General features: G+C 70.9%; 12 protein-coding genes. 9 read left to right on the forward strand and 3 right to left on the reverse strand.

Features of this window, described 5'->3' with window-relative positions; translation table 11 throughout:
* Positions 1-7 precede the first annotated feature (7 nt).
* The 8 genes from pcaC (at position 8) to AB0D74_RS23480 (ending at position 6,698) form a co-directional block, all read left to right on the forward strand.
* Positions 8-1,327: a 4-carboxymuconolactone decarboxylase gene (pcaC, locus tag AB0D74_RS23445; RefSeq protein WP_362590151.1), complete on the forward strand. Its 1,320-nt coding sequence runs from the start codon at positions 8-10 to the stop codon at positions 1,325-1,327.
* Positions 1,328-1,392: 65 nt separating this feature from the next.
* Positions 1,393-2,028 carry an MBL fold metallo-hydrolase gene (locus AB0D74_RS23450; protein WP_362590154.1) on the forward strand — a complete coding sequence of 212 codons (636 nt, stop codon included), beginning with the start codon at positions 1,393-1,395 and terminating at the stop codon, positions 2,026-2,028.
* 112 nt (positions 2,029-2,140) lie between these two features.
* Positions 2,141-2,920, forward strand: a complete 780-nt coding sequence (locus tag AB0D74_RS23455) for an exodeoxyribonuclease III (RefSeq protein ID WP_362590157.1) — start codon at positions 2,141-2,143, stop codon at positions 2,918-2,920.
* Between the two features lie 16 nt (positions 2,921-2,936).
* Positions 2,937-3,344 (forward strand): DUF6278 family protein, encoded by a 408-nt coding sequence (locus AB0D74_RS23460; RefSeq protein ID WP_362590160.1) that lies wholly within the window; start codon positions 2,937-2,939, stop codon positions 3,342-3,344.
* Positions 3,345-3,513: 169 nt separating this feature from the next.
* The gene (locus AB0D74_RS23465; RefSeq protein WP_362590163.1) at positions 3,514-4,257 is read left to right on the forward strand and encodes an amino acid ABC transporter ATP-binding protein; all 744 of its coding nucleotides are present in this window, start codon (positions 3,514-3,516) and stop codon (positions 4,255-4,257) included.
* A 16-nt stretch (positions 4,258-4,273) separates the two neighbouring features.
* The gene (locus AB0D74_RS23470) at positions 4,274-5,194 is read left to right on the forward strand and encodes a glutamate ABC transporter substrate-binding protein (protein ID WP_362590166.1); all 921 of its coding nucleotides are present in this window, start codon (positions 4,274-4,276) and stop codon (positions 5,192-5,194) included.
* Between the two features lie 11 nt (positions 5,195-5,205).
* Positions 5,206-5,850, forward strand: a complete 645-nt coding sequence (locus tag AB0D74_RS23475; RefSeq protein WP_362590169.1) for an amino acid ABC transporter permease — start codon at positions 5,206-5,208, stop codon at positions 5,848-5,850.
* Positions 5,847-6,698 (forward strand): amino acid ABC transporter permease, encoded by an 852-nt coding sequence (locus AB0D74_RS23480; protein ID WP_362590172.1) that lies wholly within the window; start codon positions 5,847-5,849, stop codon positions 6,696-6,698. Before AB0D74_RS23475 ends, AB0D74_RS23480 begins: the two co-directional genes overlap by 4 nt.
* Before the next feature lie 45 nt (positions 6,699-6,743).
* Here the strand turns inward: AB0D74_RS23480 and AB0D74_RS23485 are convergent, their stop codons facing one another.
* Both AB0D74_RS23485 and AB0D74_RS23490 read right to left on the reverse strand, forming a co-directional pair.
* Entirely contained in the window at positions 6,744-8,312 is a 1,569-nt protein-coding gene (locus tag AB0D74_RS23485) for a CocE/NonD family hydrolase (RefSeq protein WP_362590175.1), read from the reverse strand.
* Positions 8,313-8,427: 115 nt separating this feature from the next.
* Positions 8,428-9,192 carry a hypothetical protein gene (locus tag AB0D74_RS23490; RefSeq protein WP_362590177.1) on the reverse strand — a complete coding sequence of 255 codons (765 nt, stop codon included), beginning with the start codon at positions 9,190-9,192 and terminating at the stop codon, positions 8,428-8,430.
* A gap of 143 nt (positions 9,193-9,335) precedes the next feature.
* Between AB0D74_RS23490 and ggt the strand changes: the two genes are divergently transcribed.
* Positions 9,336-11,129: a gamma-glutamyltransferase gene (ggt, locus tag AB0D74_RS23495; protein WP_362590180.1), complete on the forward strand. Its 1,794-nt coding sequence runs from the start codon at positions 9,336-9,338 to the stop codon at positions 11,127-11,129.
* Between the two features lie 75 nt (positions 11,130-11,204).
* On the opposite strand, the gene AB0D74_RS23500 is transcribed toward ggt, so the two are convergent.
* Positions 11,205-13,754: an ATP-dependent Clp protease ATP-binding subunit gene (locus AB0D74_RS23500; RefSeq protein ID WP_362590183.1), complete on the reverse strand. Its 2,550-nt coding sequence runs from the start codon at positions 13,752-13,754 to the stop codon at positions 11,205-11,207.
* Positions 13,755-14,201: the final 447 nt, after the last annotated feature.

The raw sequence follows: 14,201 nt of genomic DNA on the forward strand, positions 1-14,201 counted from the left end.
GCAGGGTGTGAGTGAGACACCGACGAACGCCCTGCAATACCGCTTTGACGGGCCAGAAGGCGCCCCTGTCCTGATCTTGGGTCCCTCACTTGGTACCACCTGGCACATGTGGGACCGCCAGATCCCGGAGCTGGTCCAGCAGTGGCGGGTCTTCCGCTACGACCTGCCCGGGCACGGCGGTGCGCCGGCGCACCCGGCCGGTTCCGTGGCCGAGCTGACCGCGCGGCTGCTGGCCACGCTGGACTCCTTCGGCGTGCAGCGCTTCGGCTACGCGGGCTGCGCGCTCGGCGGAGCCGTCGGCATCGAGCTGGCGCTGCGGCACCCGGAGCGGATCGCCTCGCTGGCGCTGGTCGCCACCTCGCCCCGGTTCGGGTCGCCGGACGAGTTCCGGCAGCGCGGTGTGATCGTACGGACGAACGGCCTCGACCCGATCGCCCGGACCTCGCCCGAGCGCTGGTTCACCAGCGGGTTCGCCGCCGCCCAGCCTGCGATCACCGAGTGGGCCGTCCAGATGGTCCGTACCACCGACCCCGGCTGCTACATCGCCGCCTGCGAGGCACTGGCCGGCTTCGACGTACGGCACGAAATCGGCCGGATCGGCGTCCCCACCCTCGTCCTGGTCGGTTCCGACGACCAGGTCACCGGCCCCGCCGAGGCCCGCACCCTGGTCGCCGGGATCCCGGACGCCCGGCTCGCGGTCGTACCCGGCGCCTCCCACCTGGTCCCGGTCGAGCAGCCCGCCGCCGTCACCGATCTGCTGGTCCGGCACTTCTCCACCGCCTGGCAGCCCGCATACGACTCGACCACCGGCCAGATCGCCATCCCGGCGGCCCCGGTGAAGCCGGTACTGCCCGCCGCGCCCCAGGCCGTGCCGCAGGTCGCCCCCCAGTTCACGCCGATCGCCGAGATCGCCCCGCCCGTCGCCGTGCCGCAGCCGCTGGGGCGGCCCGACCCGTACGACGCGGGACTGAAGGTCCGCCGGGAGGTGCTCGGGGACGCGCACGTGGACCGGGCGCTGGCGCAGGCCGACGAGTTCTCCGGGGACTTCCAGGAGTTCGTCACCCGCTACGCGTGGGGCGAGATCTGGGACCGGCCGGGCCTCGACCGGCGCTCGCGCAGCTGCGTCACGCTCACCGCGCTGGTCGCGGGCGGCCATCTGGAGGAGCTGGGCTTCCACGTCCGGGCCGCGCTCCGCAACGGCCTCACCCCGGGCGAGATCAAGGAAGTGCTGCTCCAGGCGGCGGTGTACTGCGGGGTACCGGCCGCGAACAGCGCGTTCCGGGTGGCCCAGCAGGTGATCCGGGAGGAGACCACTCCCGAGGGCTGAGATGTCCCCCGGGGAGCGAGGCGTTCCCGAGGACTGCCGGACGGCCCGGGGGCAGGATGGTGACCATGAAGCTCACCAAGAAGTCCCACGCGTGCGTACGCTTGGAGAAGGACGGGCGCACGCTCGTCCTCGACCCCGGAGGGTTCAGCGAGGAGGACGCGGCCGTCGGCGCGGACGCGATCCTGATCACCCACGAGCACGCCGACCACTTCGACGAGGGCCGGCTGCGGGCGGCGCTGGACGCGAACCCCGGCGCCGAGATCTGGACCCTGAAGTCCGTCGCCGACCAGCTGACGGCGGCCTTCCCCGGCCGGGTGCACACCGTCGGCCACGGCGACACCTTCACCGCCGCCGGCTTCGACGTCCAGGTGCACGGCGAGCTGCACGCGGTGATCCACCCGGACATCCCGCGCATCACCAACGTCGGCTACCTGATCGACGGCGGCAGGGTCTTCCACCCCGGCGACGCCCTCACCGTCCCCGACCAGACCGTCGAGACGCTGATGCTCCCCGTGATGGCGCCCTGGAACAAGATCTCCGAGGTCATCGACTACGTCCGTGAGGTGAAGCCGCAGCGCGCCTACGACATCCACGACGCCCTGCTCACCGACCTCGCCCGGCCCATCTACGACCGCCAGATCGGCGCCCTGGGCGGCGCGGACCACCAGCGGCTGGCACCGGGGGCCTCGGCGGACGTCTGAGACCGGACGTCCGAGGCCAGACCCTCAGGCCGGACGTCCGAGGCCCGCGGGCGGTGGCGAGGGGCCGGGCGTCCCGGACCGGTTGTCAGAGGCGCCCGGTAGGTTGTGGAGCATGCGCATCGCGACCTGGAACGTGAACTCGATCACCGCCCGCCTGCCCAGGCTCCTCGCCTGGCTGGAGAGCAGCAACACCGACGTGCTCTGCCTCCAGGAGGCCAAGCTCGCCGAGGACCAGTTCCCGTTCGAGCCGCTGCGCGAGCTGGGCTACGAGGCCGCGGTGAACGCCACCGGGCGGTGGAACGGCGTGGCGGTGCTCTCCAGAGTCGGTCTTGAGGACGTCGTCAAGGGCCTGCCCGGCGACCCGGGCTACGACGGCAGCGTGGAGCCCCGCGCGGTCTCGGCGACCTGCGGGGCGGTCCGGGTCTGGTCGGTGTACGTGCCGAACGGCCGCGAGGTGGACCACCCGCACTACGCCTACAAGCTCCAGTGGTTCGAGGCGCTGAAGGCCGCCGTCGCCGGGGACGCGGGCGGCAGCCGCCCCTTCGCGGTCCTCGGTGACTACAACGTGGCGCCGACGGACGACGACGTCTTCGACGTGGCCGCCTTCGAGGGCCTCACCCATGTCACCCCGGCCGAGCGTGCGGCTCTCGCCTCCCTGCGCGAGGCCGGCCTCTCCGACGTCGTGCCGCGCCCGCTGAAGTACGACCACCCGTTCACCTACTGGGACTACCGCCAGCTCGGCTTCCCCAAGAACCGCGGCATGCGTATCGATCTGGTGTACGGCAACGAAGCATTCGGCAACGCCGTGAAGGACGCCTACGTCGACCGCGAGGAGCGCAAGGGAAAGGGCGCTTCCGATCATGCCCCGGTGGTGGTGGACCTGGAGGTGTGAGTGTCAACCTGGGACCATGAACATCCCCTTCCTGGGTAACAGGCACGGCAAGACCGGTGACGTCCCCCACCGAGCCGACCCCGACCTGCTCGCCGAGTGCGAGTTCCTGCGCGCCCAGGCGGCCGAGGACGGTGTCGCGCTCGACGACACCCCGGCCTCGCTGGAGGCGCTCGACCAGCTGCTCCCGCGCTGGCGGGACGACGAGGAGACCCTGAACTGGCTCGGCACCGACGCCGGTCTGTATCTGGGCACCGTCCTGACCCGGACCGTGCCCGGCGCCGAGTGGGAGATCCGGGCGGACGGGGAGCCGGTCGTACGGCTCGCGTCCGGGCGGGAGTTCGAGGTCGTCGTATCGGGGCACGACTGGGCCGCCAGCGGGGTCCCCGAGCTCTCCCAGCTCTACGCGGAGGTCGCCGAGGCCTGAACGGCTGCCGCCCGCGCGGCGATCGGGGGAGTGAGGGGGAGCGAGGGCGAGTGATAAAGACGGCTTAAATACGGCTTATGCCCGATAAGTGCGTGTCGTGCCTCAAGGCCACCCGCGGCTGGATAGTTTGCGGCAACCACGACACAGCTGAGAGCGGGTAGGGCTGCGGATGGCCGTCGATCCTCTGATCGAACTGCGGGACGTCAACAAGTACTACGGCGAGCTCCATGTCCTCCAGGGCATCGATCTCACCGTCGGCAAGGGCGAGGTGGTCGTCGTCATCGGCCCCTCGGGGTCGGGAAAGTCGACGCTGTGCCGGACGATCAACCGCCTGGAGACCGTCGAGTCCGGGACGATCACGCTCGACGGCCGGCCGCTGCCCCAGGAGGGCAAGGCCCTCGCGAAGCTCCGTGCCGAGGTCGGCATGGTCTTCCAGTCCTTCAACCTGTTCGCCCACAAGACGGTCCTGCAGAACGTCTCCCTCGCCCAGATCAAGGTCCGCGGGCGCACGAGGGACCAGGCGGACCGGCGCTCGCGTGAACTCCTCGACCGCGTCGGCCTGTCGGCGCACACCGGGAAGTACCCCGCACAGCTCTCCGGGGGCCAGCAGCAGCGCGTCGCCATCGCCCGCGCCCTCGCCATGGAACCCAAGGCCCTCCTCTTCGACGAACCCACCTCCGCCCTCGACCCCGAGATGATCAACGAGGTCCTGGAGGTCATGCAGCAGCTCGCCCGGGACGGCATGACCATGGTCGTCGTCACCCACGAGATGGGCTTCGCCCGTTCCGCCGCCCACCGCGTCGTCTTCATGGCCGACGGCCGCATCGTCGAGGACCGCACCCCGGAGGAGTTCTTCACCGCCCCGCGCAGCGAGCGCGCCCGGGACTTCCTGTCCAAGATCCTCAAGCACTGAGCGGGGAGTGCCAGCCATGGTCCGTACCACCCGTGTGCCCGCCGTCCTGGCCCTGTGCACCGCGCTGCTCGGCGGAGCCCTCGCCGGCTGCGGCAAGGAGGGCAGCCCACCGCGCAAGGGCCCCGCGGCCGACAAGCTCCCTGCATACGAGGTCGCGCAGGGCTTCCGGCTGCCGGACTCCCCGACCTGGACCCGGGCGAAGAAGCGCGGCTACTTCGTCGTCGGCGTCAAGGAGGACCAGCCCTACCTCGGCGAGCGGGACCCGGCCACCGGCGTCTACTCGGGCTTCGACATCGAGATCGCCAGGATGATGTCCGCCTCCCTCGGCCTCGCCCCGAAGACGATCCGCTTCCGCACCATCGCCTCCGCCAACCGCGAGACCGCCCTGCAGAACGGCCAGATCGACTTCTACGTCGGCACCTACACCATCAACGACAACCGGAAGAAGCTGGTCGGCTTCGCGGGCCCCTACTACCTGGCCGGCCAGTCCCTGCTGGTGCGCCACGACGAGAACGACATCCACGGTCCCCAGGACCTGGCCGGCAAACGCGTCTGCTCGGCGGCCGGTTCGACGCCGTACCAGCGGATCAGGACCGACTACCCGAAGGCGGTCCTGGTCGCCTACGACACGTACTCCGTCTGTGTCGACAACCTGCTCACCTACCAGGTCGACGCCGTCACCACCGACGACGCCATCCTCATCGGCTACGCGGCGAAGGCCCCCGGCGAACTCAAGGTCGTCGGCCGGCCCTTCTCGAAGGAGCCGTACGGCATCGGCGTCCCCCGCGGCGACACCGCCCTGCGCTTCGCGATGGACGACGCATTGGAGGCACGTGAGAAGAACGGCGACTGGAAGAAGGCGTACGAGGCGACGCTCGGCCTGTCCGGCGTACCCGCCCCGGCACCGCCCCCGATCGACCGCTATCCGGCGAGCTGAGCGAGGACGGCATGAACGTACTGACCGACAACTTCCACACGTACGCCGAGGGGTTCCTCGGCACGGTCGAACTGACCGTCTACTCCTCGGTGCTGGCCCTGTTCCTGGGCTTCGTGATGGCGTCCTTCCGGGTCGCGCCCGTCGGCTCCCTGCGGGTCTTCGGCACGGCCTGGGTCACCGTGCTCCGCAACACCCCGCTCACGCTCCTGTTCTTCGCGGTGCTGCTCGGCCTGCCCCGCTTCGGACTGGTCCTGCCCTTCCAGGTGTTCGCGGTCCTCGCCCTCGGCTGCTACACCTCCGCCTTCGTCTGCGAGGCGCTGCGCTCCGGCATCAACACCGTGCCCAGGGGCCAGGGCGAGGCGGCCCGCAGCCTGGGCATGACCTTCGGGCAGACGCTCCGTCTGGTGATCCTGCCCCAGGCGTTCCGGTCGGTGATCCCACCGGTCGGCTCCACCCTCATCGCGCTCGCCAAGAACTCCGCGATCGCCGGTGCCTTCAGCGTCACCGAACTCCTCGGCACCTACAGGACACTGAGCGAGCTCGGCTACAACATCGTCTGGACCTTCGTGTGGATCGCCGTCGGCTACCTGGTCATCACCCTCGCCATCAGCGCCCTGTTCAACGTGCTGGAGCGCACCTGGGGAGTCGCCCGATGAGCAGCGAGGCCACCGCGCTCTACGACATCCCGGGACCCGTCACCAGAAGGCGGCACACGGCGTACGGCGTCCTCGCGACCGTCGTCATCCTGGCCCTGCTCGCCTGGATCCTCCACCTCCTCTTCGCCACCGGCCAGTTCACCTACACGAAGTGGATGCCCTTCGCCTACCAGGGCATCCAGGAACTCCTCCTGCGCGGCCTCGGCAACACCCTCAAGGCCTTCGCGGCGGCGGCCGTCCTCTCCCTGGCGCTGGGCGGGCTGCTGGCCGTCGGACGGCTCTCCGAACACCGGCCGGTGCGCCTGCTCGCCACCGTCGTCGTGGAGTTCTTCCGCGCCATGCCCGTCCTGGTGATGATCTTCTTCGTCTTCGTGGCGCTGAAGGTCCAGCCCCTGCCCGCCCTGGTCGCCGGACTCGCCCTCTACAACGGCTCGGTGCTGGCCGAGGTGCTCCGCTCCGGGGTGAACAGCGTCGAACGCGGGCAGCGGGAGGCCGCGTTCGCGCTCGGCATGCGCAAGACCCAGGTCATGTCGTACGTCCTGGTGCCCCAGGCCGTCCGGGCCATGCTGCCCGCCGTCATCAGCCAGCTCGTGGTGGCCCTGAAGGACACCTCGCTGGGCTATCTCATCACCTACGAGGAGTTCCTCCATGCCGGGAAACTGATCGCATCCAACCTCGACTACGATTTGCCCTTCATCCCCGTGGTGATGGTGATCTCGCCGATCTACATCGGGATGTGCATGTTGCTCTCGTGGTTCGCCGGCTGGGTGGCCAGGCGGGAGCGGCACAGTCCCAAGACCGGGGCCGCCGAGGTGGCCCCGGCCGAACCAGGGACGCTGCTGCCGTAGGGGGCAGCAGCCAAAGGGCCAGGCCCGGCCGGCGGCAGCCGGAGATCACTGCTCGCGCAGCGGAACGGACACGTACGACGGGTCGTCCACCGGCGAGGAGAAGGTCAGCTGCGCGCCGGACGGGTTGTGCTCGATGTAGAGCGGGTCCACCGTGTCGACCACCAGCGCGAGCCGGTGCCCGGCGGGCACGTCGTAGGCCGTGGAGAACAGGTCCAGGTCCACGTCGAACGCCTTGCCGGGCGTCCGGCCGTGCCAGGTGTACGGCGCGTTCGTGACCAGCTTGCCGAGGCCGAGCGGCCCCACGTCGTAGAGGTAGGCGACGAGGGTGCCGCTCTCCGCGGTCGGGGTGAGGGTGGTGTGCAACCCGGCGGTGCCGCGCACCTGTTGTGCGCCGGCGTACCGCTCGGACTGCCAGACGGCGGCCCAGCGCCGGGGGAGCAGCGGGATCGAGGCGACCGGCGGCAGCTGGGCGACCTGGTCGAGGATGCTGGACAGGAAGACGATCCCGCCGTCCGCGCCCGAGTCGACGTTCGCGTGCACGGTGGCCGTGCCGGCGAGGTCGAACCTCCGCCGGTCGGCGCCGACCGACTTCCAGTCCGGATAGCCCTCGTAGCCGCCCGCGGTACGGGACTTGAGCTCCACGGGCTGTTCGCGGTCGATCCCGTTGGCCGCGCCCTTGAGGTAGTGGTCGAACCAGCGCTCGGTGTCCGTCCACACGTCGTTGGGCAGCCCGAACAGGCCGGTCAGCTCGGCGGTCGCATGGTCGCCGGGGCGCAGTTCCAGCCGCTTGGGGCCGGTCAGCCGGCCGTAGAAGTCGGCGATCTGGTTGGGCGGGAAGATCGTGTCGCCCCAGGCGTTGGCGAGCATGATCGCCGCGCCGTTCTTGTTGATCTGGTCGACATAGGTGGCAGCGGAACGTTTCTTTCCCCAGTCGATCAGTTCCTGCTCCTTGGCGAGGTCGCCGGCGAAGAAGTCCTTGAGGACCTGGCCGGTCTCCGCGCTCGGGCGGCCGGTGACCTGGCCGACGCCGTCGAGGAGGGCGGTCGCCTGGGAGTGCTCGGTGCGGCCCGAGTAGATCGAGTCGATCAGGTCGGCCCAGCCGCTGAGCGAGGCGACCGCCTTGATCCGCGGGTCGTGCGCGGCGGCGAGCAGGCTGATGCCGGCGCCGTACGACACGCCCGCCATGCCGATGTGCCCGGCGTCGGAGGGGGTGTGGGCGAGCGCCCAGTCGATCACCTTGGACGCGTCGGCCACGTCGGGCGGACCCGCCACCTCGATCCCGCCGCCGGACTGCCAGAAGCCCCGGACGTTGTAGGCCACCACGACATAGCCGGAGTCGGCCAGTTTCCTGGCCTGCGCCAGGTACTGGACCTGGGGGAAGCCCCAGCTCGTGGGCATGACGAGCAGCGGGTAGCGGTGCGCGCCGTCGGCGCCCGCGGGCGTGACGACGTTGGCCTTGAGCGTCGTGCCGCCGTCGCCGGTGATGTCGACGAACCGGACGCCGTCCGTGGCGGCCTGGGCGGCGGGGGTGAACCCGAGGACGCCTCCGGCGATCAGGGTCGCGGAGACGGCGCCCACGGCGGTCGTACGCAGGGCCTTGCGATGGGTTCCCACGGGTCACTCCCCTGTGCGTCAATGCAAAGTGACCCGACGGTAACCGCGACCCCTTACTGTAAGTAACCCGTCAGTAAGTTACGTGCGGGTAGAGATTGTTGAAGGGTGCAGGCACTCAGGTCGCGCGGTGCGAGGCGGGCGCGGCGTCGGTCGCGGCGGGCGGCAGCGGAGCCTGGGCGGCACGGGTGACGTCCTCGACGAGTTCGACCACGTCGGGGCCGTACGCCTGCGAGTTGACGACCTTCAGGAGCAGTACGAACGAGTTCTTGCCGTGTTTGCGGGCGAGCCGTTCGTGGTTGCGGGCCAGGTAGCGGGTGGCTGCCTGGTTGGTGATCGCGCGCTGGCCGCAGAAGAGGAACACCGGGCGGGCGTCGGGGCGCTGGCCGGCGGTGAGGCGGGCCAGCAGGACGTACTCCGTGATGCCCGGATCCAGCCGGTAGCGCTCGGTGCCGATCTGGAAGGCGCCGCGGTCCGGGCCCGGCTCCGGGTCGATGTTGACGCGGACGCCGGGCAGCATCGCGGACATGTGGGCGAGCATGCGGCGGTTCGACCCGGGACCTCCGACGCAGAACTCGGTCCGCTCGCCGAAGCCCTGCTGGACGTTGTCCTGGGTCACCATCTGGAGGTTCGCGCCGCAGTCCTTGATGAGCGCGGCCAGCTCCAGGAGCGCGAACACGTCGAAGCGGTGGACCGCGGGCTCGGAGGTGGCCGGATCGCGGTTGACGACCAGCAGCGACTCCGAGTTCTCCGGCAGCCCGAGAAAGGCCTGCTTGCGGCGCAGGCTCCGGCGCCACAGCGAGGTACGGGCCAGCCAGCCGAGCGCCGCGCTGATGCCGGCCGCCACGACGCCGAGGATAATGTTGCGCAGGTCGTCATTCATGGGCGCGCATGCTAGCGGTCACAGGTGGCCGGAACGTACCGGTGTTCGAAGTGTGGCGGTCGTATGACAGTGCCCTGAATGTGGCTGTCGGGGCCGTGGCCCCGTCGATACGCTGCGCGGACGTTCCGGAACTGGAGGTGCGGATGCGTCGCCCTGTCGCGCGGAAACTGACGGTCCTGGCGGTCTCGGCCGCCGTGGTGTCGGTGGGGGCGGCGGCGCCTCCCGCCCCCGGCGCCGCGGCCCCCGCGAAAACCCCGGTGGCCGTCGGCTACGGCGGTGCGGTCTCCAGCGTCGACGCGGACGCCACCGCCGCCGGTATCGAGGTGCTCCGCAAGGGCGGCAACGCGGTCGACGCGGCCGTCGCCACCGCCGCCGCACTCGGCGTCACCGAGCCCTACTCCTCCGGCATCGGAGGCGGCGGCTACTTCGTCTACTACGACGCCAAGTCCCGTACGGTGCACACCATCGACGGCCGCGAGACCGCGCCGCTGACCGCCGACTCCGACCTGTTCGTGGAGAACGGCCAGCCGCTCGCCTTCGCCGACGCCGTCAGCAGCGGACTGAGCATCGGCACCCCGGGGACCCCGGCCACCTGGCAGACGGCGCTCAGCCAGTGGGGGACCCAGCGGCTCGGCTCGGTGCTGAAACCGGCCGAACGGATCGCGCGCAACGGGTTCGTCGTCGACGACACCTTCCAGTCGCAGACCGCCGCGAACGAGACCCGGTTCCGGTACTTCCCCGACACCGCCAGGCTGTTCCTGCCGGGCGGGCAGCTGCCGGTGGTGGGCTCCACCTTCAAGAACCCCGAACTCGCCAGGACCTACAAGGAGCTGGGGAAGAAGGGGATCGCCGACATCTACCGGGGCGACCTCGGCAAGGACATCGTCTCGACGGTGAACAACCCGCCGGTGGACCCCGCTTCGGGGTGGAAGGCGCGGGCGGGCAAGCTGTCCGTGAAGGACCTGGCCGCCTACCGGGCCAAGCTCCAGGCGCCGACCGAGACGTCGTACCGCGGGCTGAAGGTGTACTCGATCGCCCCGTCCTCCTCGGGCGGCACGACCGTCGGGGAGGCCCTCAACATCCTGGAGAACACCGACCTCTCCAAGGCGAGCGAGGTGCAGTACCTGCACCACTTCATCGAGGCGAGCCGGATCTCCTTCGCCGACCGGGGGCGCTGGGTCGGCGACCCCGCGTTCGAGGACGTCCCGACGAAGGGGCTGCTCTCGCAGCGGTACGCCGACGAGCGGGCGAAGCTGATCAGCGACGACGCGGTGCTGACCAGCCCGGTCGCGCCGGGCGACCCCAACAACCCCGGGTCGACCGGGACGGCGGCGCCGACCACCTACGAGGGCGAGAACACGACGCACCTCACGGTCGCCGACAAGTGGGGCAACGTCGTCTCCTACACGCTGACCATCGAGCAGACCGGTGGCAGCGCGATCACCGTGCCCGGGCGCGGGTTCCTGCTCAACAACGAGCTGACCGACTTCTCGTTCGCCCCGGCGAACCCCGCGGTGCACGACCCGAACCTCCCGGGGCCCGGAAAGCGGCCGAGGTCCTCCATCTCGCCGACCATCGTCCTGGACAAGGCGAACCGTCCGGTGGTCGCGGTGGGCTCGCCCGGTGGGGCGACCATCATCACGACGGTGCTCCAGGTGCTGACCGAGTTCCTCGACCGGCATCTGCCGCTGGTGGACGCGATCGCCGCGCCCCGGGCGTCGCAGCGGAACGCGGCGAAGACCGAGTTGGAGCCGGCGCTGTACAACGACCCCGTGCTGAGGGGGAAGTTGGAGGCGATCGGGCATTCGTTCTCGTTGAATCCCGAGATCGGGGCGGCTACCGGTGTGCAGCGGTTGCCGGGTGGGAAGTGGCTGGCGGCGGCGGAGACGGTGCGGCGGGGTGGAGGGTCCGCCCAGGTGGTGGAACCTGCGCCGTAGTTGCCGGGTGCGGGTGCGTGGGGGCTGGTCGCGCCCACGCGGCGGCAGCCGCAAATCGATACAGCCCCGCGCCCCCTAGAGGGGCGTTTTCTCCGGGCGGAATTCCAAGCGGCCGTCCGTGACGCTCACCGTCACCTGGCTGCCTTCTGCGATCGTGCCGTCCAGCAGCAGCCTCGACAGCTGGTTGTCGACCTCACGCTGGATGGTGCGGCGCAGTGGGCGGGCGCCGTACTCGGGCTGGTGGCCGTGTTCGGCGAGCCAGTCGACGGCGGCGTCCGTGAAGTGGGCCGTGATGCCCTGGGCGTGGAGCATGCGGCGGGTGTGTTCCAGCAGGAGTTCGGTGATCTGGTGCAGCTGGTCGCCGGTGAGCCGGCGGAAGACGACGATCTCGTCGATGCGGTTGAGGAACTCCGGGCGGAAGTGCTCCCGGAGCGGACGCAGGACCCGTTCGCGGCGGGCCTCCTCCGTCGCCTCCTCGCCGCCCGGGCCGAAGCCGATGCCGGCGCCCTGCCGCGTGATCACGTCCGAGCCGAGGTTGCTCGTCATCACGATGACGGTGTTGGTGAAGTCCACCGTGCGGCCCTGGGAGTCGGTCAGGCGGCCGTCGTCCAGGACCTGGAGCAGGATGTTGAAGACGTCGGGGTGGGCCTTCTCCACCTCGTCGAGGAGGAGCAGCGAGTAGGGGTGGCGGCGGACGACCTCGGTGAGCTGGCCCGCCTCCTCGTGGCCGACGTAGCCGGGCGGGGCACCCACCAGGCGGGAGACGGTGTGGCGCTCCTGGTACTCGCTCATGTCCAGGCGGACCATCCGGTCCTCGCTGCCGAACAGCACCTCGGCGAGCGCGCGGGCCAGTTCGGTCTTGCCGACGCCGGTCGGGCCGAGGAAGAGGAAGCTGCCGATCGGGCGGTTCGGGCTCGCCAGTCCGGCACGGGAGCGCATGACCGCCTCGGAGACGGCGGCGACCGCCTCGTCCTGGCCGATGACCCGCTGGTGCAGATGGGCCTCCAGACCGAGCAGCCGCTCCTTCTCCTCCTGGGTGAGGCTGCTGACCGGGATGCCGGTCCGGCGTGACACCACCTCGGCGATCGCCTCGGCCGTCACCTCCAGGTGCTGGCCCTCGTCGGCCTCGTCCTCGCCGGAGACTTCGGTGATCCGGGTCTTCAACTCGCCGACGCGGTCCCGGAGCTGGGTGGCACGCTCGTACTGCTCGTCGGCGACCGCCTGGTCCTTGTCCCGGGTGAGCTGCTCGATCTCCCGCTCCATGGCGCGCACGTCGGTGCCCTTGGTGCGGGCGCCGAGGCGGACCCGGGCACCGGCCTGGTCGATCAGGTCGATCGCCTTGTCCGGCAGCCTGCGGTCGGTGAGGTAGCGGTCGGACAGCTCGACGGCGGCGACCAGGGCCTCGTCGGTGTAGCGGACCTGGTGGTGGGCCTCGTAACGGTCGCGCAGGCCGCGCAGGATCTCGATGGTGTCCGGGACCGTCGGCTCGGGCACCAGGATCGGCTGGAACCGGCGGGCCAGCGCCGCGTCCTTCTCGATCTTGCGGAACTCCTCGAGAGTGGTCGCGCCCACGATGTGCAGCTCGCCCCGGGCCAGTGCGGGCTTGAGGATGTTGGCCGCGTCCATCGCGCCGCCCTCGCCGCCGCCCCCGGCGCCGACCACGGTGTGCAGCTCGTCGATGAAGACGACCAACTGGTCGGAGTGGGCGCGGATCTCGCCCACGATGTTGGTGAGCCGCTCCTCGAAGTCGCCCCGGAACCGGGTGCCGGCGACCACGCCGGACAGGTCGAGGGCGACCACCCGGCGGCACGACAGCACGTCCGGCACGTCCCCGTCGGCGATCCGCTGGGCCAGGCCCTCCACGATCGCCGTCTTGCCGACACCCGCGTCGCCGATCAGCACGGGGTTGTTCTTGCCGCGCCGGGAGAGTACCTCGATGGTCTGCTCGATCTCGTCGTCCCGTCCGATCACCGGGTCGATCCGGCCCTGCCCGGCCAGTTCGGTCAGGTCCCGGCCGTACTTGTCGAGGTTCGGCGTGCTGCTCGTACGGCGCCGGGTGTCCGGGCCGGCCAGCGGTCGGTCGGTCTCCGTGGCGTCCTGCGGCAGGCCGCCTGCGGCGAACCGGGCGGCGTTCAGGATGTGCCCGGCGGCCGAGTCCGGGTTGGCGGCCAGCGCGCCCAGCACGTGCTCGGGGCCGATGTACCCGGCTCCGCCTGCCCGGGCCAGGTCGTGCGCGTCCAGCAGGGCCCGTTTCACGGCCGGGGTGAGGGACAGGGAGGTCGGCGGGGGCGCCTCGCCGGGCGGGTGCTGGACCGGGCCCGCGCGGCCGTCGATCTCCGTGGCCAGCGAGTCGGGATCGGCGCCGGACCTGCTCAGCAGGGAACGGGTGGGCTCCGCCCTGAGCGCGGCGCGCAGCAGATGCTCGGTGTCGAGGTCCCGGCTGCCGTGCTCGGCGGCGTACTGGGCGGCGCCCTTGACCAGTTCCCTGGCCGGCTGGCTCAGCAGCCTCCCGATGTCGATCTGCCGGGGACCCGGGTGGGCTCCGCCGCCGCCGAAGAAGCGGGCGAGGAACTCTCCGAAGGGATCCTGTCCGAAGTTGTCCGGTCCGGGGTAGCCGCTGGTCATGAGCGATCGTTCCGTTCCGGCGTCCCGGCGCCTGGCGGGACGCGCTCGCTGGTCGACGTGCCGGTCCACGCGGGTGCCCCTGCAGGGCCCGGTCACACCACCTTCGCACGCCCGCCGGAGGGGGGCACGTCCAGCCGGTCGGGGGACGGGCCGAGCCGACGGGAAATCAGCAGCACAATTCGGCGACGCGACGACGCGATACGCCCCGTCGCGATAATCGGCGCCCTTTCCGTGACATGCTGTCGCACCGGCCGGACCCGGAATCCGGCCGGTGCTTCCGGCGCGCGTTATGTCACGTGATCAGCGGCCGTTGGTATTCGGCCGGGGCCGCCGCCTGTCCTGCGGCGGAGGCGGCGGAGCCACGGGCCTGCGCCGCGCGGGCAGGGGGAGCGGGATGCGCATGCGCACGTTTTCCATGAGAACTCCTTCGCTGATCGGGCGGCTGAT

This window comes from Streptomyces sp. NPDC048278 (assembly GCF_040652195.1).
GTDB lineage: Bacteria > Actinomycetota > Actinomycetes > Streptomycetales > Streptomycetaceae > Streptomyces.

What these genes read in the sequence shown, in the direction of transcription:
- AB0D74_RS23450 (WP_362590154.1), top strand. Translation starts at nt 1,393, where the DNA reads ATGAAGCTCACCAAGAAGTCCCACGCGTGCGTACGCTTGGAGAAGGAC.
- AB0D74_RS23455 (WP_362590157.1), top strand. Translation starts at nt 2,141, where the DNA reads ATGCGCATCGCGACCTGGAACGTGAACTCGATCACCGCCCGCCTGCCC.
- AB0D74_RS23460 (WP_362590160.1), top strand. Translation starts at nt 2,937, where the DNA reads ATGAACATCCCCTTCCTGGGTAACAGGCACGGCAAGACCGGTGACGTC.
- AB0D74_RS23465 (WP_362590163.1), top strand. Translation starts at nt 3,514, where the DNA reads ATGGCCGTCGATCCTCTGATCGAACTGCGGGACGTCAACAAGTACTAC.
- AB0D74_RS23470 (WP_362590166.1), top strand. Translation starts at nt 4,274, where the DNA reads ATGGTCCGTACCACCCGTGTGCCCGCCGTCCTGGCCCTGTGCACCGCG.
- AB0D74_RS23475 (WP_362590169.1), top strand. Translation starts at nt 5,206, where the DNA reads ATGAACGTACTGACCGACAACTTCCACACGTACGCCGAGGGGTTCCTC.
- AB0D74_RS23480 (WP_362590172.1), top strand. Translation starts at nt 5,847, where the DNA reads ATGAGCAGCGAGGCCACCGCGCTCTACGACATCCCGGGACCCGTCACC.
- AB0D74_RS23490 (WP_362590177.1), bottom strand. Translation starts at nt 9,192, where the DNA reads ATGAATGACGACCTGCGCAACATTATCCTCGGCGTCGTGGCGGCCGGC.
- ggt (WP_362590180.1), top strand. Translation starts at nt 9,336, where the DNA reads ATGCGTCGCCCTGTCGCGCGGAAACTGACGGTCCTGGCGGTCTCGGCC.
- AB0D74_RS23500 (WP_362590183.1), bottom strand. Translation starts at nt 13,754, where the DNA reads ATGACCAGCGGCTACCCCGGACCGGACAACTTCGGACAGGATCCCTTC.